21 protein-coding genes and 2 pseudogenes are annotated in these 20,816 nt (G+C 72.2%); 7 read left to right on the plus strand and 16 right to left on the minus strand.

Features of this window, described 5'->3' with window-relative positions:
- Positions 1 to 14 precede the first annotated feature (14 nt).
- Positions 15 to 746, minus strand: coding sequence for a VIT1/CCC1 transporter family protein (locus Q2K21_RS26260; protein WP_310775662.1), 732 nt, complete (start codon positions 744 to 746; stop codon positions 15 to 17).
- Positions 747 to 1,013: 267 nt separating this feature from the next.
- Between Q2K21_RS26260 and Q2K21_RS36055 the strand changes: the two genes are divergently transcribed.
- Genes Q2K21_RS36055 through Q2K21_RS26290 form a run of 6 tightly spaced genes read left to right on the plus strand, consistent with a single transcriptional unit; the run spans position 1,014 to position 8,656 of the window.
- The gene (locus Q2K21_RS36055) at positions 1,014 to 2,801 is read left to right on the plus strand and encodes an ADP-ribosylglycohydrolase family protein (protein WP_310775664.1); all 1,788 of its coding nucleotides are present in this window, start codon (positions 1,014 to 1,016) and stop codon (positions 2,799 to 2,801) included.
- Complete coding sequence (locus tag Q2K21_RS26270; protein ID WP_310775666.1) at positions 2,798 to 3,916, plus strand: ADP-ribosylglycohydrolase family protein; 1,119 nt, start codon at positions 2,798 to 2,800, stop codon at positions 3,914 to 3,916. The genes Q2K21_RS36055 and Q2K21_RS26270 overlap by 4 nt, the downstream gene beginning before the upstream one ends.
- A gap of 7 nt (positions 3,917 to 3,923) precedes the next feature.
- Positions 3,924 to 5,078 carry an ADP-ribosylglycohydrolase family protein gene (locus Q2K21_RS26275; protein WP_310775668.1) on the plus strand — a complete coding sequence of 385 codons (1,155 nt, stop codon included), beginning with the start codon at positions 3,924 to 3,926 and terminating at the stop codon, positions 5,076 to 5,078.
- Position 5,079: 1 nt separating this feature from the next.
- On the plus strand, positions 5,080 to 6,630 hold the full coding sequence (locus Q2K21_RS26280) for an ADP-ribosylglycohydrolase family protein (RefSeq protein WP_310775670.1): 1,551 nt from the start codon (positions 5,080 to 5,082) through the stop codon (positions 6,628 to 6,630).
- Positions 6,627 to 7,814 (plus strand): CaiB/BaiF CoA transferase family protein, encoded by a 1,188-nt coding sequence (locus Q2K21_RS26285; RefSeq protein ID WP_310775672.1) that lies wholly within the window; start codon positions 6,627 to 6,629, stop codon positions 7,812 to 7,814. The genes Q2K21_RS26280 and Q2K21_RS26285 overlap by 4 nt, the downstream gene beginning before the upstream one ends.
- The gene (locus Q2K21_RS26290) at positions 7,811 to 8,656 is read left to right on the plus strand and encodes an HpcH/HpaI aldolase/citrate lyase family protein (protein ID WP_386276073.1); all 846 of its coding nucleotides are present in this window, start codon (positions 7,811 to 7,813) and stop codon (positions 8,654 to 8,656) included. The genes Q2K21_RS26285 and Q2K21_RS26290 overlap by 4 nt, the downstream gene beginning before the upstream one ends.
- 260 nt (positions 8,657 to 8,916) lie before the next feature.
- Here the strand turns inward: Q2K21_RS26290 and lgt are convergent.
- The 11 genes and pseudogenes from lgt to hisI form a co-directional block, all read right to left on the minus strand.
- Positions 8,917 to 9,778, minus strand: a pseudogene (gene lgt, locus Q2K21_RS26295) (prolipoprotein diacylglyceryl transferase); the annotation flags it as partial.
- A gap of 132 nt (positions 9,779 to 9,910) precedes the next feature.
- On the minus strand, positions 9,911 to 10,687 hold the full coding sequence (locus Q2K21_RS26300) for a DsbA family protein (RefSeq protein WP_310775676.1): 777 nt from the start codon (positions 10,685 to 10,687) through the stop codon (positions 9,911 to 9,913).
- 139 nt (positions 10,688 to 10,826) lie between these two features.
- A complete protein-coding gene (gene trpA, locus Q2K21_RS26305; RefSeq protein WP_310775678.1) occupies positions 10,827 to 11,645 on the minus strand; it encodes a tryptophan synthase subunit alpha in 819 nt (272 codons plus the stop codon).
- Positions 11,642 to 12,928, minus strand: a complete 1,287-nt coding sequence (gene trpB / locus Q2K21_RS26310) for a tryptophan synthase subunit beta (RefSeq protein WP_310775680.1) — start codon at positions 12,926 to 12,928, stop codon at positions 11,642 to 11,644. Before trpB ends, trpA begins: the two co-directional genes overlap by 4 nt.
- A 133-nt stretch (positions 12,929 to 13,061) precedes the next feature.
- Positions 13,062 to 13,235, minus strand: a complete 174-nt coding sequence (gene trpM, locus Q2K21_RS35910; protein ID WP_107120106.1) for a tryptophan biosynthesis modulator TrpM — start codon at positions 13,233 to 13,235, stop codon at positions 13,062 to 13,064.
- 22 nt (positions 13,236 to 13,257) lie between these two features.
- On the minus strand, positions 13,258 to 14,067 hold the full coding sequence (gene trpC / locus Q2K21_RS26315) for an indole-3-glycerol phosphate synthase TrpC (RefSeq protein WP_310775682.1): 810 nt from the start codon (positions 14,065 to 14,067) through the stop codon (positions 13,258 to 13,260).
- Positions 14,068 to 14,253: 186 nt separating this feature from the next.
- Positions 14,254 to 14,712, minus strand: a complete 459-nt coding sequence (locus Q2K21_RS26320) for a DUF2752 domain-containing protein (RefSeq protein ID WP_310775683.1) — start codon at positions 14,710 to 14,712, stop codon at positions 14,254 to 14,256.
- Positions 14,713 to 14,814: 102 nt separating this feature from the next.
- Complete coding sequence (locus Q2K21_RS26325) at positions 14,815 to 15,054, minus strand: HGxxPAAW family protein (RefSeq protein WP_310775685.1); 240 nt, start codon at positions 15,052 to 15,054, stop codon at positions 14,815 to 14,817.
- Positions 15,055 to 15,291: 237 nt separating this feature from the next.
- Positions 15,292 to 15,930: a TIGR02234 family membrane protein gene (locus tag Q2K21_RS26330; protein WP_310775687.1), complete on the minus strand. Its 639-nt coding sequence runs from the start codon at positions 15,928 to 15,930 to the stop codon at positions 15,292 to 15,294.
- Between the two features lie 95 nt (positions 15,931 to 16,025).
- Positions 16,026 to 17,513 carry an anthranilate synthase component I gene (locus tag Q2K21_RS26335; RefSeq protein WP_310775689.1) on the minus strand — a complete coding sequence of 496 codons (1,488 nt, stop codon included), beginning with the start codon at positions 17,511 to 17,513 and terminating at the stop codon, positions 16,026 to 16,028.
- An 11-nt stretch (positions 17,514 to 17,524) separates the two neighbouring features.
- A complete protein-coding gene (gene hisI, locus Q2K21_RS26340) occupies positions 17,525 to 17,926 on the minus strand; it encodes a phosphoribosyl-AMP cyclohydrolase (RefSeq protein ID WP_310775691.1) in 402 nt (133 codons plus the stop codon).
- Positions 17,927 to 18,008: 82 nt separating this feature from the next.
- Between hisI and Q2K21_RS26345 the strand changes: the two genes are divergently transcribed.
- A complete protein-coding gene (locus tag Q2K21_RS26345) occupies positions 18,009 to 18,644 on the plus strand; it encodes a TIGR03085 family metal-binding protein (RefSeq protein ID WP_310775694.1) in 636 nt (211 codons plus the stop codon).
- 10 nt (positions 18,645 to 18,654) lie between these two features.
- Here the strand turns inward: Q2K21_RS26345 and Q2K21_RS26350 are convergent.
- The 4 genes and pseudogenes from Q2K21_RS26350 to hisF all read right to left on the minus strand — a co-directional run.
- Positions 18,655 to 19,368 (minus strand): annotated as a pseudogene (locus tag Q2K21_RS26350) (MFS transporter); the annotation flags it as partial.
- An 11-nt stretch (positions 19,369 to 19,379) separates the two neighbouring features.
- Positions 19,380 to 19,748: a hypothetical protein gene (locus Q2K21_RS26355; protein WP_310781257.1), complete on the minus strand. Its 369-nt coding sequence runs from the start codon at positions 19,746 to 19,748 to the stop codon at positions 19,380 to 19,382.
- Positions 19,749 to 19,750: 2 nt separating this feature from the next.
- Positions 19,751 to 19,969: a hypothetical protein gene (locus Q2K21_RS26360; RefSeq protein ID WP_310775696.1), complete on the minus strand. Its 219-nt coding sequence runs from the start codon at positions 19,967 to 19,969 to the stop codon at positions 19,751 to 19,753.
- A gap of 67 nt (positions 19,970 to 20,036) precedes the next feature.
- Positions 20,037 to 20,792, minus strand: a complete 756-nt coding sequence (hisF, locus tag Q2K21_RS26365; protein WP_310775698.1) for an imidazole glycerol phosphate synthase subunit HisF — start codon at positions 20,790 to 20,792, stop codon at positions 20,037 to 20,039.
- Between the last annotated feature and the right edge of the window lie 24 nt (positions 20,793 to 20,816).

Below are 20,816 nucleotides of genomic sequence, written 5' to 3' on the forward strand. Positions count from 1 at the left end.
AAGTAGCCTCCTCGTCATCCTACGGCGGTACCGAACAGGCTGCCCAGGACGTACGTCACACCCGCCGCGGCACCACCCAGGGCGAGCTGGCGCAGCCCGCTGTACCACCAGGTGCGCGCCGTCACCTTGGCCACGACCGCCCCGCACGCGAAGAGCCCGAGGAGGGCGAGCAGCACGGCGGGCCACAGGGTATGGGCGCCGAGCAGAAACGGCAGGACGGGCAGGAGGGCGCCGAGCGCGAACGAACCGAAGCTGGAGACGGCGGCGACCGTCGGGGAGGGCAGGTCGCCCGGGTCGATGCCGAGCTCCTCGCGTGCGTGTATCTCCAGGGCCTGCTCGGGGTCGCGGGAGAGCTGCTCGGCGACCTGGCGGGCGAGCGCCGGCTCCACGCCGCGCGCTTCGTAGAGCGCCGCCAGCTCCTCCTTCTCGTCCTCCGGATGCTTCCTCAACTCCCGCCGCTCGACATCGAGTTCGGCCTCGACGAGTTCGCGCTGCGAGGCGACGGAGGTGTACTCGCCTGCGGCCATCGAGAAGGCTCCCGCGGCCAGGCCCGCGAGCCCGGTGATGATGATGGTCTGCTGGCTGACGGATCCGCCGGCGACACCGGTCATGAGGGCCAGGTTGGACACCAGCCCGTCCATCGCGCCGAAGACGGCTGGGCGCAGCCAGCCACCGTTCACATCGCGGTGGGTGTGGTTGTCCCGGTGCGCCTCGTGCAGCGTCGCCTCGGTCTCGATGATGGCCATACCCGGCCCCCCTGGTGCTTGATTGGACTGCTTCCACTTTTCGACAACACCGAAAGTACGTCGGAAATTGCCCGCCCGCCAGCAAGGAAAGGCTGGGCTAACCTGCGCTTTTGCCTTCAAGCGCTCATCCGTGCCGAACTCTGCACACATGTCGGACGGGTGATGCTGCGTCCCGTGAGGCTCTGCGGAACCGCTCCGGTGGGACAGATCCGCAAAGGGGTTCCGCGCCCTGGAACAGGGGGGTGTGCCCTGAGAGGAGAGGCACGTATGGCTTCCACCGCCTGCATTCCCCCGGCCCCGGCGCCCGGGGACGCCGCCGGCCTGAGGGGACGGGCGCGCGGCGCGCTGCTCGGCCTCGCCGTCGGGGACGCGCTGGGCGCGCCCGCCGAGAACATGAAGCCGTCGGAGATCCGGGCGCGCTGGGGCCGCATCACGGGGTACGTCGCCGAGCGGCCGTCCGGCACGGACGACACCGAGTACGCGATCTTCTCGGGACTGCTGCTGGCCCGGTACGGCTCGGCGCTGACCGTGGCACATGTGGAGTCGGCCTGGCACCAGTGGATCGCGGACCGGGACGAGGGTCCGTTCCGCGGTGCCGGGTTCAGCGAGCGGGGCACGCTGGAGAACCTCCGCCGGGGCCTCGCGGCCCCGATCTCGGCGCAGCACCGGCACGCCTGGAGCGACGGTCTCGCCATGCGCGCGGCGCCCTTCGGCGTGTTCGCCGCGGGTCGCCCCGCGGAGGCGGCCCGGCTGGTGGCGATCGACGGCTCGGTGAGCCACGAAGGAGAAGGCATCTACGGCGGACAGGCGGTCGCGGCCGGGGTCGCGGCGGCGATGGCGGGCGCGGCGACGACCGCCGTGGTGGCCTCGGCCCTCGCCGTCGTCCCCGACGACTCGTGGACGGCCCGCTCCCTGCGCCGCGCGGTCGCCGCGGCTCACCGGGGCGCACGCGCGGTCCGCTCCGCGGTGGTGATCGGCGGCTACCCGTGGACGGACCTCGCCCCCGAGGCGGTGGCGCTGGCCTTCGGCGCGTACGCGGCGGCGGACGGCGACTTCACGGAGTCGGTACTCACCGCGGTCAACATGGGCCGCGACGCCGACACCACGGCGGCGGTCGCGGGCGCCCTGGCAGGCGCGACACACGGGATCTCGGCGATCCCACCCGAGTGGGCGGCCGCCATCGGCCCGGCACGCGGCAGCTGCCTGCCATCCATGGAGGGTCACCACGTACTGGACGTGGCGGAACTGCTGACGCCTGGCGACGGGGGGAGGTGGGGAGAGGGGATCGCGGGGGTGTGGGGCGCCGGGATGGGGGCGGGGGACGGCGGTTCTGTACGGCGGGGGGATCCTGTACGGCGGGGTGCCCCCGGATGGGAGGGGGATCACGGAAGACAGGGGGATCCCGCGAGGCAGGAGGATCCCGCACGGCAGGAGGATCCCGGAAGGCAGGGAGATTCCGCACGGCGGGAGGATCACGGAAGACAGGGGGATCCCGCGAGGCGGGAGGATCCCGCACGGCAGGGAGATCCCGAACGGCAGGGAGATCCCGAACGGCAGGGCAATCCCGTACGGCAAGACGAACCTGCACACCGCAGCGCCCCCACCGGACGCAGGGACCCGGAAAGCCACGAGGAACCCGCACGGCGCCGAAGTCCCGCACGACAGGACGCCACGGCGCGCCACGAGGATCCGGCACGACGGGGCGATCCCGCAAGGCAGGGCGATCCCACAAGGCGGGAGGATCCCGCACGGCAAGACGAACCCACACGCCGCAGCGCCCCCACCAGACGCAGGGACCCGGAAGGCCACGAGGAACCCGCACGGCGCGGAGATCCCGTACAGCAGGGCGTTCCCGTCAGGCGGGAAGATCCAGCACAGCCGGGCGACCCCGCACACCGCAGCGCCCCCGCGCGACAGGACGCCCCCGCCAGACACGCGGACCCGGCACCAGGCACCAGTGCCGTAGGACGTGACGCTCGGGCGCAGCCCGATCCGGCGGCGTATGCCGAGGCGGCCTACGTGGAGGCGACGGACGGGGACGAGGTGGAGCCGTGAGTCCGCGCCGTGTCGAAGGTCTCCTGCTCGGGCTCGCCGTCGGCGACGCCGCAGGGTGGCCCGCCGCCCGGCACCGGGCCGCCCGTATGCCCGAGTGGACGCGGCGGCTGACCCGGGAGCTCGACACGTTCGCCGAGCAGAACGCGACCACCACCCTGCCCGTGCCGATCGCGCTCAACCAGTCGCCGGAGCCACTCAGACTCGGACCCTCGGACGACGCCGAGTGGGCGGCGTTCGCGGCGGAGGCGGTGCTGCGGGCAGGGGACGGCGGCGCGCTCGGCGACATCGGCCTGCACCGAAGGATGCGCGCGGCCATCGACCTCTCCTGGAACGCGATCGCCAGCGAGGTCGCCGCGGCGGCCGACCGCGCCCCCGAGGTCGAGTCGGCGCTGCTGCCCCTGCGCGCCCGCATCTCCGTACGCGCGGGCCTCGGCAACCTCGCCACCGGGCTGCGCCCGCCGGCCACCGGTCACGACAACCCGCACTACTTCGACGACGCGGCCTGCGTACGGGCCTGCGTGCTCGCCGTGGCGCACCCGGGGGATCCCCGACTCGCCGCGGAACTGGCCGAGTTCGACGCCCGCTACACCCAGGACGGCGACGGCGTCCACGGCGCCCGCGCCATGGCCGCGGCCCTCTCCCTCGCCCTGTCCGGGGAGCCGGTCGACGCATGTGTGACGGCCGCGCTGGACCAGCTCCCCGAGTCCACCGAGATCGGCCGCAACGCCCGGCACGCGTTGAAGCTGACCCACGACGGCAACGGGGCCTTCTCCGTCGTGCCCCTGCTGGAGCACCAGATCGTCGACCACGTCTACAGCTACGGCATCGCGGCCGCGGAGACCGTCCCGGTCGCGCTCGCCCTGGCGGCCGCGGCCCGCGGCCGGATCGCCGAGGCCGTCCCCGCCGCCGCCTGTCTGTCCCGGGTCGCCGACTCCGCCCCGGCCCTGGCGGGCGCGCTGACGGGAGCGCTCGGCGGCGGCGAGGCGATCCCGCCCGCCTGGCGCGAGTCCTGCCGCACCCTCTCGGGCTGCGCCCTTCCCCGCCTGACCGGCACGGATCTCGTACACCTCGCCGAACTTCTGGAGGCGACGGAACTGGCCACCCCAGGTAGATGATTCGGACATGACGCCCAATCTTTGCGAGACGATCCCCCTCGACGAGCGCATCGCCGGCGCCCTGGTCGGCGCGGCGGTCGGCGACGCCCTCGGCGGTCCCGTCGAGGGTCACTCCCCCGAGCAGATCGTCGAACGGCACGGCGGCCGGGTGTACGGGATCGTCGGCCCCTGGCACGGCGACGCCTGGCGCACGGCCCGCCCCATCGCGCCTTACCACAAGGGCGACGGCCACGTCACCGACGACACGTTGATGACCCATGCGCTGGTACGGGTGTACGCGACCGTCCGTGACCACCTCGACGCGTACGCGATCGCCGAGCACCTGGTCCCGGACCTGATGACGAACCCCCGCTGGATCCCGGAACTGGAGGCGGAGGCGATCCCCCTCCACCGGGTCTTCCTCGCGGAGAAGTGGCTGGCGGCCCGGCTGCACTACGGTCACGTCGACCCCCGTGAGGCCGGCGTCGGCAACATCGTCAACTGCGGTGCCGCGATGTACATGGCGCCGGTCGGCCTGGTCAACGCGGCCAACCCGGCGGGCGCGTACACCGAGGCGCTCGACGTGGCGGGCGCGCACCAGTCGTCGTACGGCAGGGAGGCGGCGGGCGTTCTCGCGGCTGCGGTCGCCGCGGCCTGCGCACCCGACGCGACCCCCGGCTCGGTCGTGTCCGCCTGCCTCTCCCTGGCAAAGGACGGGACGCGCGCGGCGATCGAGACGGTCTGCGACGCGGCCTCCCGCTACTCGGACTTCGAGTCGGCCCTGCGACCGCTGCGGGAGGCGGTGGCGCCGTACGACACGGTGGGCCCCGACTACCGCGCGCCGTCCCTGGGCGCCCGCCGCCCGTCCCGGCTGCACACGATCGAGGAACTCCCCATCGCGCTGGGCATGATGGTCGTGGCGCGCGGCGACTTCCGCCACGCGGTGCTCGGCTCGGTCAACTACGGCCGGGACTGCGACTCCATCGCGACGATGGCGGGCGCGGTGACCGGTGCGCTCGGCTCCGATGTACCGAACGACTGGGCGAAGACGGTCGCGGAGGCGAGCCGCCTCGACCTGCACGCGCCGGCACGGACGCTCACGGAGGTCACACGGGAGATCTTCAGCCGGGACGTACACCGCCGCCGGGCGCACGAGGCGGCGTTCGCCGGAATCGGAGGCTGAGATGCTCCGACTGACCTGGGTCCAGCCGGAGGACCTCCTCGGCCATGAACTCCACCAGGCGGCACAGGACGGCCGGGAGCCGTCGGCGATCGCGGCGAGGTGGACAGCGGCGGGCGGCATGCAGGCCCCCCTACGGGCCGGCGCCTCACCGGTACCGGCGTCACCGTACTTGCGCCTGCTGGCAAAGGACTTGCTGGACGAACTGGCAGACCTGCCGAGCAGCCTGACGGAGCACGAGCCCACAAACCTGGCGCAGATCAAGAAGCTGTGCCCCAACTGGCCGTACGAGCATGCGAACAGTCGTACCGCGCAGCCTGCGGACAGTCGTGCCACACAACCTGCGGGCAGTCGTGCCGCTGGGGCGATGGGGGTCCCCCCTGTTCGAGCGGAGCCGAGAACTTGGGGGAGGGTGGGCGCTGGGGGTACCCCCTGCCTCGAAGAGCTTGGGGGAGGCATCCTGCGAGCGCCGGTAAGCGAAACCACCCCCCGAGCAACCCCCACCGAGGCGCGCCTCGAAGCCGCGTGGCTGGGCCGTGCCGCCGGGTGCCTACTCGGCAAACCCGTGGAGAAGCTCCCCCTTGAGGGGATCAGGGCACTGGCCCGCGCCACCGGCAACTGGCCCCTGAACACGTGGTTCACAGCCCGAGGGATCCCTCAAGAACTAACAGCGAAGTACCCCTGGAACCGCCGCTCCGCGGCAACCTCCCTCGCCGACAACATCGACGGCATGCCCGAGGACGACGACCTCAACTACCCCCTCCTCAACCTCCTGTTGCTGCAGCGCCACGGCAAGACGTTCACCACCACCGATGTCGCCCGCCTCTGGCTCGACGAACTCCCCGCCGGCCGCACCTTCACCGCCGAGCGCATCGCCTACCGCAACCTTCTCTCCGGCATCGAACCCCCGCGCACGGCCCGCCACCGCAACCCCTTCCGTGAGTGGATCGGCGCCCTGATCCGCGCCGACGTCCACGGCTGGACGAACCCCGGCGACCCGGCCGCCGCGGCCGAACAGGCCCACCGCGACGCGGCCCTCACCCACACCGCGAACGGCGTCTACGGGGCGATGTTCACGGCGGCCACCATCGCCGACGCGGCCACCGGCGCCCACGACGTCCACCACTGCCTGCGCACCGGCCTCGCCGTCGTCCCGGCCCGCTCGCGCCTGGCCCGGGCGGTGCGCCACGCCATCCGACTCGCCCACTGCACACCGGACTTCGACGCGGTCGTCGACGAACTGCACGCCACCCACCGCGCCTACCACTGGGTGCACGCGGTCCCCAACACGGCCCTGATCGCCGCCGCGCTCACCCATGCCGACGGCGACTTCACCGGGTCCATCTGCCGTGCCGTGTCCGGAGGCTGGGACACCGATTCCAACGGCGCCACGGCCGGCGGCATCGCGGGCCTGCTGGCCGGACACCCCACCGCGCTCCCCGACCGCTGGACGACCCCCCTCAAGAACCGGCTGGCCACCTCCATCGGCGACTTCAACGGCATCGGCTTCGACACTCTCGCCCACCTCACACACCGGGAAACCCATCGCTCATGACCGCACCCCTCACCGGCCTCCGTGTCCTGGATCTCGCGACCCTCTTCGCCGGTCCCCTCGCCGCCACCCTGCTCGGTGACTTCGGCGCCGAGGTCATCAAGGTCGAGCACCCGGACAGGCCGGACCCGTCCCGTGGTCACGGTCCGGCGAAGAACGGGGTGGGCCTGTGGTGGAAACTGCTGGGCCGCAACAAGCGCACGATGACGCTGGACCTGTCGAGGCCCGGCGGCCGTACGACACTTCTGCGCCTCGCCGCCACCGCCGACGTGATCGTCGAGAACTTCCGCCCGGGCACCCTGGAGAAATGGGACCTGGGCTGGGACGAGCTGTCGGCGGCGAACCCCCGACTGGTCCTCGCCCGGGTGACGGCCTTCGGCCAGTTCGGCCCGTACGCGCACCGCCCCGGCTTCGGCACGCTGGCGGAGGCCATGAGCGGGTTCGCGGCCATCACCGGGGAGCCGGACGCGCCCCCGACGCTCCCGCCGTTCGGTCTTGCCGACTCGATCGCGGGCCTGGCCACGGCGTACGCGGTGCTGACGGCCCTCGCGGCCCGGGACCGCACGGGCGCCGGACAGGTGGTGGACATGGCGATCATCGAGCCGATCCTCACGGTCCTCGGCCCGCAGCCGGTCTGGTACGACCAGCTGGGCCACGTCCAGCCGCGCACCGGCAACCGCTCCCAGAACAACGCCCCGCGCAACACCTACCGCACCGCCGACGGCAGCTGGGTGGCCGTCTCGACCTCCGCCCAGTCCGTCGCCGAACGGGTGATGCGTCTGGTGGGCCGCCCGGAGCTGATCGACGAGCCGTGGTTCGGGACGGGCGCGGACCGGGCCCGGCACGCGGACGTGCTCGACGAGGCGGTCGGCGGGTGGATCGCCCGCCGACCATGCGCGGAGGTCCTGGAGGCGTTCGAGAAGGCGGAGGCGGCGGTGGCGCCGGTGCAGGACGTACGGGATGTGATGACCGACCCGCAGTACGCGGCGCTGGACACGATCACCACGATCCCCGACCCGGAACTCGGCCCGCTGCGTATGCAGAACGTCCTCTTCCGGCTCTCCGCGACGCCCGGCGCGATCCGCTGGGCGGGCCGTCCGCACGGTGCGGACACGGCGGCGATCCTGGCCGAACTGGGCCTCACGGACTCCGAGGTCGCCGCGCTGGAAGCGGAGGGCGCCCTGTGACCGTGGATCCCGGCTTCCCCCCTCTGACCCTGCTGTACGCGCCAGGGGACCGCCCGGAGGTGGTCGGCAAGGCGTTGGTGTCGGGGGCGGACGTGGTGCTGATCGACCTGGAGGACGCCATCGCCCCGGACCGCAAGGAGTACGCTCGGGCGGCGACGGCGGAACGACTGTCGGAACGCCCTCCGGTGCCGGTCCACGTCCGCGTGAACGCACTGGACAGCCCCTGGGCGGAGGCGGACCTCACGGCGCTGACGGCACTGCCCGGCCTCTCGGGCCTGCGTCTGCCGAAGGTGACATCGGCGTCGGAGGTGGTGGACGTCGCGGAACGGGCCGCGTCCGCGAAGGGCGGGGCCATCCCCCTCTATGCCCTGCTGGAGACGGCCTTGGGCGTGGAGCGGGCGTTCACGATCGCGTCGGCGCATCCGGCGGTACGGGGCATCGCGCTCGGCGAGGCGGATCTGCGGGCGGACCTGGGCGTACGGGAGGACGCGGGCCTGGACTGGTCGCGGTCACGTGTGGTGGTGGCCGCACGGGCCGCCGCACTGCCGCCGCCGGCCCAGTCGATCCACCCGGACACCCGGGACCTGGAGGGCCTGGCGGCCTCCTGCGCCCACGGCCGCACCCTGGGCTTCCTGGGCCGCGCGGCGATCCACCCCCGCCAGCTCCCGGTCATCGAACGCGCCTACGCGCCCACCGCGGAGGAGATCACACGAGCGGAGGAGACCCTGAAGGCAGCGGCCAGGGAACCGGGCGCCCAGGCCCTGCCCGACGGCCGCTTCATCGACACGGCTGTGGTGAGGGAGGCCCAGCGAACGCTGTCCCTGGCCCGGAGAAGACGCTGAGGACCTTCCCCTCCCTCGGGCCGGCCTCTCGTATGCGCCGGGGGCGCCGTATCCAGCGATACGGCGCCCCCGGCAACGTACGAACGCCGCTCAGCCCTTCTTCGCGGACTCGGCCTCGTCCACCGACTCGGCCTCGTCCACCGACTCGGACTTGTCCACCGAAGCCTCGGGAACCGCCGGCTTCTCGTCCTTCGGCTCCGCCGGCTTCTCGTCCTTGGATTCCGGCTTCTTCTCGTCCTGCGGTTCCGGCTTCGTCTCCGGTTCCGCGGAGCCGCCGTCCCCCTCGGTCTCCTCGCCCACGACGTCGACGCCCGGTTCCACGACCTCCTCGCGGCCAGGCCGGACCCGGGACGACACCACGATGTACGTCACGGCGAGCAGGAACACCAGCATCGCGGTCCAGTCGTTCAGCCGCAGGCCCAGGATGTGGTGCGCGTCGTCGACCCGCATGTACTCGATCCAGCCGCGGCCCACGCAGTACGCGGCCACGTACAGCGCGAACGCCCGCCCATGCCCCAGCTTGAAGCGGCGGTCCGCCCAGATGACGAGGAACCCGACGCCGACGCACCACAGCGACTCGTACAGGAACGTCGGGTGGTAGTACCCCGGCACCCGCCCGTCCGTGGAGGACGTGATGTGCAGTGCCCACGGCAGATCCGTGGCCCGCCCGTACAGCTCCTGGTTGAACCAGTTGCCCCAGCGCCCGATCGCCTGCGCGAAGGCGATACCGGGCGCGACGGCGTCGGCCCACGCGGGCAGCGGGATGCCCCGGCGCCGGCAGCCGATCCACGCGCCGATCGCCCCGAGCGCGATCGCGCCCCAGATGCCGAGCCCGCCCTGCCAGACCTTGAACGCGTCCACCCAGTCACGGCCGTCGCTGAAGTACAGCTCGTAGTCCGTGATCACGTGGTAGAGCCGGCCGCCGACGAGACCGAACGGCACGGCCCAGACCGCGATGTCGGCCACCGTGCCGGCTCGGCCGCCCCGGGCGATCCAGCGTTTGTTGCCGAGCCACACGGCTACGAAGACACCGATGATGATGCAGAACGCGTAGCCGCGCAGCGGAATGGGGCCGAGATACAGCACTCCGCGCGACGGGCTGGGAATGTAGGCAAGTTCCATGGCAGGTCCGACGCTACCGTGCCGGACACGCAGCGTGGCAACCCACCCGGCTACGGGTCCATAACGTAGGTCGCCAACGTAGGTCGCCCCCGGCGGGTCAGTGACCGGGGGCACCGTCGGCCGGCACGGGCCTCAGGACTTGTTCGCCGCCTCCACCATCTGCTTCAGCTTCGCCGGCGTCATCGTCCGGTCGGTGTAGATGTTCTTGCCGTCGAGGAGCACGGTCGGCGTGCCCGAGAAGCCGCCGCTCTGGAACGCGGCGTTCGACTTCGCCACCCAGCTGTCGTGCGTGCCGTCGTTGACGCACTTCTGGAACGCGGGGGTGTCGAGACCGCCGACCTTGCCCGCCAGGTCGATCAGCTTGGCGTTGTCCGCGTACGAGTCCTTGGTCTCCGACGGCTGGTTCCGGTACAGCACGTCGTGGTACTCGCGGAACTTTCCGGCGTCCTGTGCGCACGCGGCCGCGTTGGCGGCGCGGAGCGAGCCGCTGCCGCCCAGGTTTCCGTCGATGAGCGTGACCAGGTGGTACTCGACTCTCAGCTGTCCGGCGTCGGCCAGCTGGTGGATCGTGGGGCTGTAGACGGTCTCGAAGGCCTTGCAGGCCGGGCAGCGGAAGTCCTCCCACACCGTGAGGGCCGACTTGGCGGAGTCCTTGCCGACGGGAATCGCGAGGGCGTCCTTGCCCGTCGCTCCCGAGGGCACGGTGGCGGGCCCGGTGGCACCGCTCTTGCCGCTCTTGCCGGCGTTCGCCGCCAGGACGCCCACCACCGTCGCCAGGGCCAGGACGCCGACGACCGCGCCGCCCACGATCAATGTCCGACGGCGCTTCTCCGCGGCCTTCTGCTTCTCTCGCTCGACCGCAAGCCGCTCACGGGCGGCGCGCTTTCCGTCACGGTTCTTCTCGCTCACATCCGGCAGAACGAACCGGGGAGGCGCAGCGCGCCTCCCCGGCCCCAGGTCCACCCGTTCGGGTGAGCGAATCACCCGATGCGTGCGGCTTGACCCGTACGGGTCGCGTGGTAACCCGTACGGATTTCGTGACGGGACGTCACGCCCTGCCGCGTACGCCCTCCGCCAGCTCGCCCGCCAGCATCCGGACGGCCGTCAGGGCGGCCGCCTCGTCCTCCGCGTCCAGCATCCGCTTCACGAACGCCGAGCCGACGATCACGCCGTCGGCGAAGCCGGCCACCTCGGCGGCCTGCGCGGCGTTGGAGACGCCGAGGCCGACACAGACCGGCAGGTCCGTGCCGGTGGTCCGGGTGCGCCGCACCAGGTCCTGGGCCTGCGCGCCGACCGACTCGCGGGTGCCGGTGACGCCCATGAGCGAGGCCGCGTAGACGAATCCGGAGCCCGCCGCGGTGATCTCGGCGAGCCGCTCGTCCTTGCTGCTGGGCGCGACCACGAAGACCGTGGCCAGCCCGTGCTTCTCGGCGTGCTCCCGCCACAGGGCCGACTCCTGCACGGGCAGGTCCGGCAGGATGCAGCCGGCGCCGCCCGCCTCGGCCAGCTCGGCGGTGAAGCGCTCCACGCCGTAGCGGTCGATGGGGTTCCAGTACGTCATCACGAGGACCGGCTTGCCGGTCGCCTCGTACGCCTCGCGGACCGTGCGCATGACGTCGGCGATCCTGACGCCGCCGCGCAGGGCGATGTCGTCGGCGGTCTGGATGACCGGGCCGTCGAGGACCGGGTCGCTGTGCGGCAGGCCCACCTCGACGACGTCGGCACCGCCGTCGAAGGCCGCCTTGATCGCGGCGATGCCGCCGTCGACGGTCGGGAAGCCGGCCGGCAGGTACGCGATGAGGGCGGACCGCCCCTCCGCCCTGGCCGCCGCGAGGGTGTCGGACAGCAGCTGAATGTTTCCGCTCACTTGACGTCCCCCTCGATCTCGGCGGTGTCGCCGTCGGCGTCCGCGGCGACGGACGCGTCTGTGTCGTACAGGCCGAAATATCGGGCGGCCGTGTCCATGTCCTTGTCGCCGCGCCCGGACAGGTTGACCACGATCAGCCCGTCCTTGCCCAGCTCCCTGCCGACCTCCAGGGCACCGGCGAGCGCGTGGGCGCTCTCGATGGCCGGGATGATGCCCTCGGTGCGGGAGAGCAGGCGCAGGGCCTGCATGGCCGCGTCGTCGGTGACGGCGCGGTACTCGCCGCGGCCGCTGTCCTTCAGGTACGAGTGCTCGGGGCCGATGCCCGGGTAGTCGAGGCCCGCGGAGATCGAGTACGGCTCGGTGATCTGCCCTTCGTCGTCCTGGAGGACGTACGACCGGGAACCGTGCAGGATGCCCGGCTCCCCGGCGGTGAGGGTGGCCGCGTGCTCGCCGGTCTCGATGCCGTGTCCCGCGGGCTCGCAGCCGATGAGACGCACGGACGCGTCGGGGATGAAGGCGTGGAAGAGCCCGATGGCGTTGGAGCCGCCGCCCACACAGGCGATGGCGGCGTCGGGCAGGCGCCCGGCGCGCTCCAGGAGCTGCCGCCGTGCCTCCACACCGATCACGCGGTGGAAGTCCCGCACCATGGCGGGGAAGGGGTGGGGGCCGGCCACGGTGCCGAACAGGTAGTGGGTGCGGTCGACGTTGGCGACCCAGTCGCGGAAGGCCTCGTTGATCGCGTCCTTCAGCGTCCGGCTGCCGGACTTCACGGCCACGACCTCGGCGCCGAGCATGCGCATGCGGGCGACGTTGAGGGCCTGCCGCTGGGTGTCGATCTCGCCCATGTAGATGGTGCATTCGAGACCGAACAGGGCGCAGGCGGTGGCGGTCGCGACGCCGTGCTGGCCGGCGCCGGTCTCCGCGATGACCCGGGTCTTGCCCATCCTCTTGGTGAGGAGGGCCTGCCCGAGGACGTTGTTGATCTTGTGGGACCCGGTGTGGTTGAGGTCCTCGCGCTTGAGGAACACCCGGGCGCCACCGGCGTGCTCGGCGAACCGCGGCACCTCGGTGAGGGCGCTGGGCCGACCGGTGTAGTTGACGAGCAGGTCGTCGAGCTCGCGGGCGAACTCGGGGTCGGCCTTCGCCTTGTCGTACTCGACGGCCACCTCGTCCACGGCGGCGACGAGCGCCTCCGGGATGAACTTGCCGCCGAACGCGCCGAAGTAGCCCTCGGCGCTGGGAACCTGACCCTCAGGGTCGGGGATGAAGAACTCGCTGGGCATGCGGAAACCTCACGGTGAGTGTGCGGACAGACACCAATCGCCGTGGGGGCGGGGATCTCGGGCCGCCTCGGGCCGAATGTGGTTGAGCGCGCCCACGCGGCGGAGCCGCATATTCGGGCACTGCCCCGCGCCCCTAAGGGGCGCGCTGCCATCGACGCCCGTTTACCTGACCCGGTTCGTCACCGATGACGTACCGCACCCTGCGGCCGTGTACCCGGCGTGCGGGCGCGCGGCAGCCTCGGGGCCGGCAGCCGCGCGCGAGGCGGGCGTACGGGTCCCGGGTCGTCAGGGTGATCGGGAGAGTCATCGGCGCCAACCCTACCCGCGTGTCAGCCCCGGCCGTGCCGCAATGCGGGATGAGCGCCCGCCGCGACCAGGTCCGCGACCGCCGTCTTCGGGTCGCGCCCGGTCACCAGCGACTCGCCGACGAGCACCGCGTCGGCACCCGCGTTGGCGTACGCGATCAGGTCGTGCGGTCCGCGGATCCCGGACTCGGCGATCTTCACGATCCCCTCCGGGATCTCGGGGGCGACCCGCTCGAACGTGGAGCGGTCGACCTCCAGGGTCTTGAGGTTGCGCGCGTTGACGCCGATCACCTTCGCGCCGGCGTCCACGGCCCGCTCGACCTCGTCCTCGTCGTGCACCTCGACGAGCGGCGTGAGCCCGATGGACACGGCGCGCTCGATGAGGGACTCCAGGGCGGGCTGGTCCAGGGCGGCGACGATCAGCAGCGCGAGGTCGGCGCCGTACGCCCGTGCCTCCCACAGCTGGTACGAGGTGACGATGAAGTCCTTGCGCAGCACCGGAATGTCGACCCGGGCCCGCACGGCCTCCAGGTCGGCCAGCGAGCCGCCGAATCGGCGCTGCTCGGTCAGGACGGAGATGACGGCCGCGCCGCCCGCCTCGTAGTCCGCCGCGAGACCCGCCGGGTCGGCGATCGCGGCGAGCGCGCCCTTGGACGGGCTGGACCGCTTGACCTCGCAGATCACCTTGACGCCGTCTCCGCGCAGTGCGGCGACGCCGTCCTTGGCCGCGGGCGCCTTCGCCGCGCGCTCCTTGAGCTCGTCGAGGCTGACGCGCGCCTGCCGCTCCGCGAGGTCGGCACGGACTCCGTCGATGATCTCGTCGAGCACACTCACGCGAGCGGCCCCCTTCCTGACGGTTGACGATTCAAGCGGCTCAATGGGGGTTGAGCCTCGGTCCACCGGGACCGCCTCACCGTCCCGGCGGGCGAAACCGATGGTCACTGTGATGGTATCCGGAGGAAGGCGTAGGCCTCGCATCCGGTTGACGGCGGTCCCACTACCTGGACATTCACCAGTTGATCAAGGATGCAGCCAGCCACCCACCGGCAGGTTCCGGACAACCGTGAAGACCAGCAGCAAGGCGCCCAGGCTCCACAGGTGCACCGGCCCGGGGTCGATGCGCAGCGGCCGTGCCCGCGCCGCGCGGACCACCCATACGGTCCACACCACCGCGAAGGCCAGACAGCCGACGACGACCAGTACGTTGTCGTGGAGCGCCGTCAAGACATCCCCGTGCGCGAGGGCGTGCGCGCTGCGCAGTCCGCCGCAGCCGGGGCAGTACACGCCGGCGTAGCGCAGCAGCGGGCAAACGGGGTAGTGCCCGGGTTCGTTGGGGTCCACGGCCCCGACGTACACGAAGGCCCCGGCGACGCCCGTGAGCACCCCGGCGGGGACGGCGATCCGCCGGAGCACGGCGGCGGCTCCGGCGCCCGTGCGGGGCGGGGTCACGCAGGGGGATTCGGCGTTCACGCCACGCATTCTGCCCGCCCTCGGCCCGTCCCGCTCGCCGGGCCCGGAACGCGAGAGGCGGCCGCCGGGCTCTTGCCCGGTGCCGCCGTCCGTATCACAAGCGGGGAGGACTCAGTTCTCCGTCGCGGGCGCGGGCTGATGTGCCGAGTGCGCCGGGGTCTTCGGCTGGCCGAGGCCCATCTGGCGCATGATGCCGCCGACGACGCCACCGAGAGCGGTGATCACCATCCCCGCCCAGAAGCCGACGGGCTGGGCCATCACCATGAAGGCGCCCGCGACGCAGAAACCGATGAAGGCGATGATGACACCGGTCCAGGCGGCCGGGGTGTGACCGTGGCTGCTGCCCGCCATGACTTGCTCCTCGTTAGCTGGATGTGCGTGTTTGAACCCTCCCCCTCGAATACGAGGGGAATTCCTGGCTCACGCTGCTCGGTCGCTCAGCAAACGATCGAGTCCTACGCGATCAACACCAGCCGGGTTGGAACCAGCCCGGTTTTCCAAAGCAGTTGGAGGCCGCCGTGCCGGCTTGGTTCTCGCTCAGCACAGCCCGAACCTATCACCCGTCGCTCACGCGGCAACGGCGCGGGGTCAGGCCCCTGTGGGGTCCTCGCCCCGGTCCAGGGCCTTCCAGATGTCCTCGGGGCGGTCCGGGTCCACGGGCTTGGCCTTGCGCGGCCGGGGGGTGCCGTCGCGCTCGTAGCGGCCGGACATCGCGGGCCACAGCCGGCCGTAGCGCAGGGCGAGCAGTCCGGCGAGGAGGATGAGGGCGCCGCCGAGGGCCGCGACGTACGGCCAGGCGGTGTGCGTGAGCGCGGAGGCGGTCGCGGAGGTGTCGCCGGCCGCCTGCGCCGCCTTGTCGTCGAGCGCGGAGCTGTCGGTGGCGCCGAGGAGCGCCGCGGCGACGGTGCCAGCGCCGGAGAGCGCGAGCAGCCCGGCGACGAAGAGGCGCCCGGCCCTGCGGACCGCGAAGACGGCGACGAGCGCGGCGAGGCCCACTATGGCGAGGGCCGCGGGCACGCCCGTGACCTCGCTGCCCTTGGCGGCCAGCCGGTAGTCGCCGCCGGCCACCGCCACGGTCCCCGCCGACCAGCCCTGGCGGGAGGCGAGCAGCGCCACGGCCGCGCCGAGCGCCCCCGACAGCAGGGCGACGGCGAGGCTGCGGCGGGCTGACCGGGCGGGCGCGGCGGCCTCGGATCGGGGATGAGGTACGGCAGTCACGTACTCCACTATCGCCCGAAGCCCGGCCGAACCGTCACCCGGGGCCCCTTATCGACTCACCGGCTCACCGACACACCGACACACCGGCTCACCGACTCACCGACTCACCGACTCAGCCGGTTCGCCGTGTGCACCGCCCGCAGCACCGCGGCCGCCTTGTTGCGGCACTCGTTGTCCTCGGCGACCGGGTCGGAGTCGGCCACGATGCCCGCGCCCGCCTGCACGTACGCGGTGCCGTCGCGCAGCAGCGCCGTACGGATGGCGATGGCGGTGTCGGAGTCACCCGCGAAGTCGAGGTACCCGACGCAGCCGCCGTACAACCCGCGCCGGGAGGGCTCGAGTTCGTCGATGATCTGCATGGCACGGGGCTTCGGCGCGCCGGAGAGGGTGCCGGCCGGGAAGCAGGCGGTCAGGACGTCGAAGGCGGTGCGGCCCGCCGCGACCCGTCCGGTCACCGTCGAGACGATGTGCATCACGTGCGAGTACCGCTCGATGGACATGAAGTCCACGACCTCGACCGAGCCGGGCTCGCAGACCCGTCCCAGGTCGTTGCGACCCAGGTCGACGAGCATGAGGTGCTCGGCGCGCTCCTTGGGGTCGGCGAGCAGTTCGTCGGCGAGGGCCTGGTCCTCCTGCGGCGTGGCGCCGCGGGGCCGGGTGCCCGCGATGGGGTGGACCATCGCCCGGCCGTCCTCGACCTTCACCAGCGCTTCCGGGCTGGACCCGACGACGTCGAAGCCGTCGAAGCGGAACAGGTACATGTAGGGGGACGGGTTGGTGGCCCGCAGCACCCGGTACACGTCCAACGCGCTTGCCGTGCACGGCGTTTCGAAGCGCTGCGACGGTACGACCTGGAAGGCCTCGCCCGCGCGGATGCGCTCCTTGATGTCCTCGACGGCCTCCTGGAAGTCGGGGCCGCCCCACAGCGCGGTGTACTCGGGGAGTTCGGACGGCGGAAGGTGCGCCGGGGGCTGGGCGACCGGGCGCGAGAGGTCCGCCTCCATGGCGTCGAGGCGGGCCACGGCGTCCGCGTAGGCCTCGTCGACTCCCGTGTCGAGGTCGTTGTGGTTGATCGCGTTGGCGATCAGCAGGACCGAGCCCTCCCAGTGGTCCATGACCGCGAGGTCGCTGGTGAGGAGCATGGTCAGCTCGGGCAGCCTGAGGTCGTCCCGCTCGCCGGGGCCGATCTTCTCCAGGCGGCGCACGATGTCGTAGCCCAGATAGCCGACCATGCCGCCGGTGAAGGGCGGCAGACCGTCCTGGTGGGGCGTGTGCAGGGCCTCGATGGTGGCGCGGAGGGCGGCCAGCGGATCGCCGTCGACCGGGACGCCGACGGGCGGGACGCCGAGCCAGTGGGTCCGGCCGTCCTTCTCGGTGAGGGTGGCGGCGCTGCGCACACCGACGAAGGAGTAGCGAGACCATTGATACGCCGTACGGCCGTTCTCCGCGGACTCCAGCAGGAAGGTGCCGGGGCGCTCCGCTGCGAGCTTGCGGTAGAGCGCGACCGGGGTGTCGCCGTCGGCGAGGAGCTTGCGCGTGACCGGGATGACGCGGCGGTCGGTGGCGAGCTTGCGGAACGTCTCGAGGTCCATGGCGGCTGACCTTACTGATCCGCGGAGGGCGGGCCGGAATCGGCGTCCTTGAGCAGGACATCGGCGTCGAAGCACGTACGGTCGCCGGTGTGGCAGGCGGCGCCCACCTGGTCGACCTTGACCAGCAGGGTGTCGGCGTCGCAGTCGAGGGCGACGGACTTCACCCACTGGAAGTGCCCGGAGGTGTCGCCCTTGACCCAGTACTCCTGGCGGCTGCGCGACCAGTAGGTGCACCGGCCGGTCGTCAGGGTGCGATGCAGCGCCTCGTCGTCCATCCAGCCGAGCATGAGCACCTCACCGGTGTCGTACTGCTGGGCGATCGCGGGGAGCAGCCCGTCGGCGCTGCGCTTGAGGCGCGCCGCGAGCTCGGGGTCCAGGCCGCTGGGCCTACTGGGCGGAGGCGTGCTGGTCATGCCGACCATTGTGCCGCGCCGCACCGACATTCCCGGCCGCCGTCCAGTGGGCGGACCGTCCCCCCGGTCGTACGCTGACTGCATGTCGACCCATGCGAAGCGTGAACGACTTCTCCTCGCCGACCTGTTGGAGGCCACGGGCCCGGACGCCCCCACGTTGTGCGAGGGCTGGACCACCCGTGACCTGGCCGCGCACGTGGTGGTGCGCGAGCGCCGCCCGGACGCGGCCGGGGGCATCCTCGTCAAGCAGCTCGCGCCACGCCTGGAGCGGGTGATGGCCGAGTTCACCGAGAAGCCGTACGAGGAGCTGATCCAGCTCATCCGTACGGGCCCGCCGCGTTTCTCGCCCTTCCAGCTGAAGCAGATCGACGAGATGTCGAACACCGTCGAGTTCTACGTCCACACCGAGGACGTGCGCCGGGCCCGGCCCGACTGGACGCCGCGCGAGCTGGACCCGGTCTTCCAGGACGCGCTGTGGTCGCGGCTGGAGCGGACGGCCCGGCTGACCGGCCGCAGCGCGCCGACGGGCCTGGTGCTGCGCCGCCCGGACGGGCAGACGGCGGTCGCGCACCGGGGCACGCCGGTCGTGACGGTGACCGGCGAGCCCTCGGAGCTGCTGATGTTCGCGATGGGGCGGCAGCGGGTGGCGGACGTGGAGCTGGAGGGCGACAAGGACGCGGTCGCGAAGATGCAGGACGCGAAGCAGCTGGGGATCTGAGTCCGGCGGCTCACCGAGGGAGTTCGGCGCGGCGCAGGTCGCGGACGCCCAGGGCGACGATGCCGCCGAGGCCGCATACCGCGGCGCTGACGACGAAGACGGGGCCCGTGCCCCAGGCTCCGATCGCGGCGGCGCACAGCGGCATGCCGAGCGGCGCGATGCCGAGGCTGACGATGCCGCCGACCGAGCTGACCCGGCCGAGGTAGGCCGGGTCGGACTGGGTCTGCAGCAGGGCGCCGCACAACGCCCCGCTGAGCCCGGCGAGCAGCCCGACGAGCAGGGCGGTGCCGACGGCGGCGATCAGGGTCGGTACGTAGGCGAGAGCCCCGATCGCGACGGAGCCCGCCAGGATGGAGACGGCTGCCACCCATCCGGCGTGCGGCAGCCGTCCCCGTACGGTCAGTGCCAGCGCGGCCACGCCCGCGCCGGCGCCGAACCCGGCGAGCACCCAGCCCATGCCCGAGGCGCCCCAGCCGCGCTCGTCGGCCAGCAGGGTCAGGCCGATGTTGAGCGGGCCGACGAAGCCGAGGTCGCCGAGGGCGATGGCGAACATCAGCGGGGCGAGGACGCGGTGGCGGCGGACGTGGCGCAGACCGTCGCGGAGGTCTCGCCAGGGCGTTGCCTTCCCGGATACGGTCGTGTCGTCCGGGGGCAGGTCCCGCATGCGGACGAAGACGAGCAGCGGCACGGACACGGCGATCAACAGCCCGGCCAGGCCTTTCGCGTCTGGCGATCTTACGCGGCCCAGTCGCGCAGGAGTCGGGCGATCTCCGAGAGGTCGGCCTCGTCGCTGCGAATGTCGGAGACCAGCTTCGCCCAGTCGCCGGGTCGCGGATCGAGCGGCGTACCCGACGCCTCCATGTAAGCGCGGACACAGCCGATGCCGATCGACGCGTTGTAGTCCGTGAACGGCCTGAGTCTCAGCGCCGTGTGCAGGAACGTCGCCGCGCGCGTCGCGGCCTCCTCGTAGTAGGGCTCGCCCGCGACACGCTCGTACCTGTGCCGCTCGGCCATGCAGTGCAGGGCGCCCCAGTCACGGATGGGGGTGTTGGGCGGCGAGACCTCGACCTGCACGTTGAGGATCCAGCCCGCGTCTACATACATCGTCACCGCAGCCCCACCGGGAACCGCTCCTCGAAGTCCGCCATGATCTCCCGGGCGTACTTCGAGGCACCCTCCACGAACCGCTGCTTCTGCCGCCTCCGCACGACATCCTCAGTCAGTATGTCGTGCGCGAGCCGCTTGATCGAGACGCCCTGCTCCTTGGCCTCCGCGCGCAGCTCGGCCAGCTCTTCCTCGGTGAACTCGATCGTGATTCCAGGCATACGAGCAGCTTAGAGAGACAGCAACCTTGATCACTACCGCGTTCACTACCGCGGGCGGTACCTCGAACTAGCGAACGGGAAGCCCCGCCCCCCGCAGCGTCTCCTTCACCTCGCCGATCCGCAGGTCGCCGAAGTGGAACACGGACGCCGCCAGCACCGCGTCCGCGCCCGCGGCGATGGCCGGCGGGAAGTCGGCCAGCCTGCCCGCGCCGCCCGAGGCGATCACCGGGACCGTCACGTGCTTGCGGACGGCCGCGATCATCTCCAGGTCGTAGCCGTCCTTCGTGCCGTCCGCGTCCATCGAGTTGAGCAGGATCTCGCCCGCGCCCAGCTCGGCGGCCCGGTGCGCCCACTCGACGGCGTCGATGCCGGTGCCGCGACGGCCGCCGTGGGTGGTCACCTCGAACGAACCGGACTCGGTCCGCCGCGCGTCCACCGACAGGACCAGCACCTGGCGGCCGAAGCGCTCCGCGATCTCCCGGATCAGGTCCGGGCGGGCGATCGCGGCCGTGTTGACGCCCACCTTGTCGGCGCCCGCCCGCAGCAACTTGTCCACGTCCTCGGCCGTACGGACGCCACCGCCGACCGTCAGCGGGATGAACACCTGCTCGGCGGTGCGGCGCACCACGTCGTACGTCGTCTCGCGGTTGCCCGAGGACGCGGTGATGTCCAGGAACGTCAGCTCGTCGGCGCCCTCGGCGTCGTACACCTTGGCCATCTCGACGGGGTCACCCGCGTCGCGCAGGTTCTGGAAGTTGACGCCCTTGACGACCCGGCCGTTGTCCACGTCCAGGCAGGGGATGACTCGGACCGCCAGGGTCATGACTTCACGGCTCCTCTGAATGTT

Origin of the sequence: Streptomyces sp. CGMCC 4.7035, from assembly GCF_031583065.1 — a bacterium.
Classification (GTDB): Bacteria; Actinomycetota; Actinomycetes; order Streptomycetales; family Streptomycetaceae; genus Streptomyces; species Streptomyces yaanensis.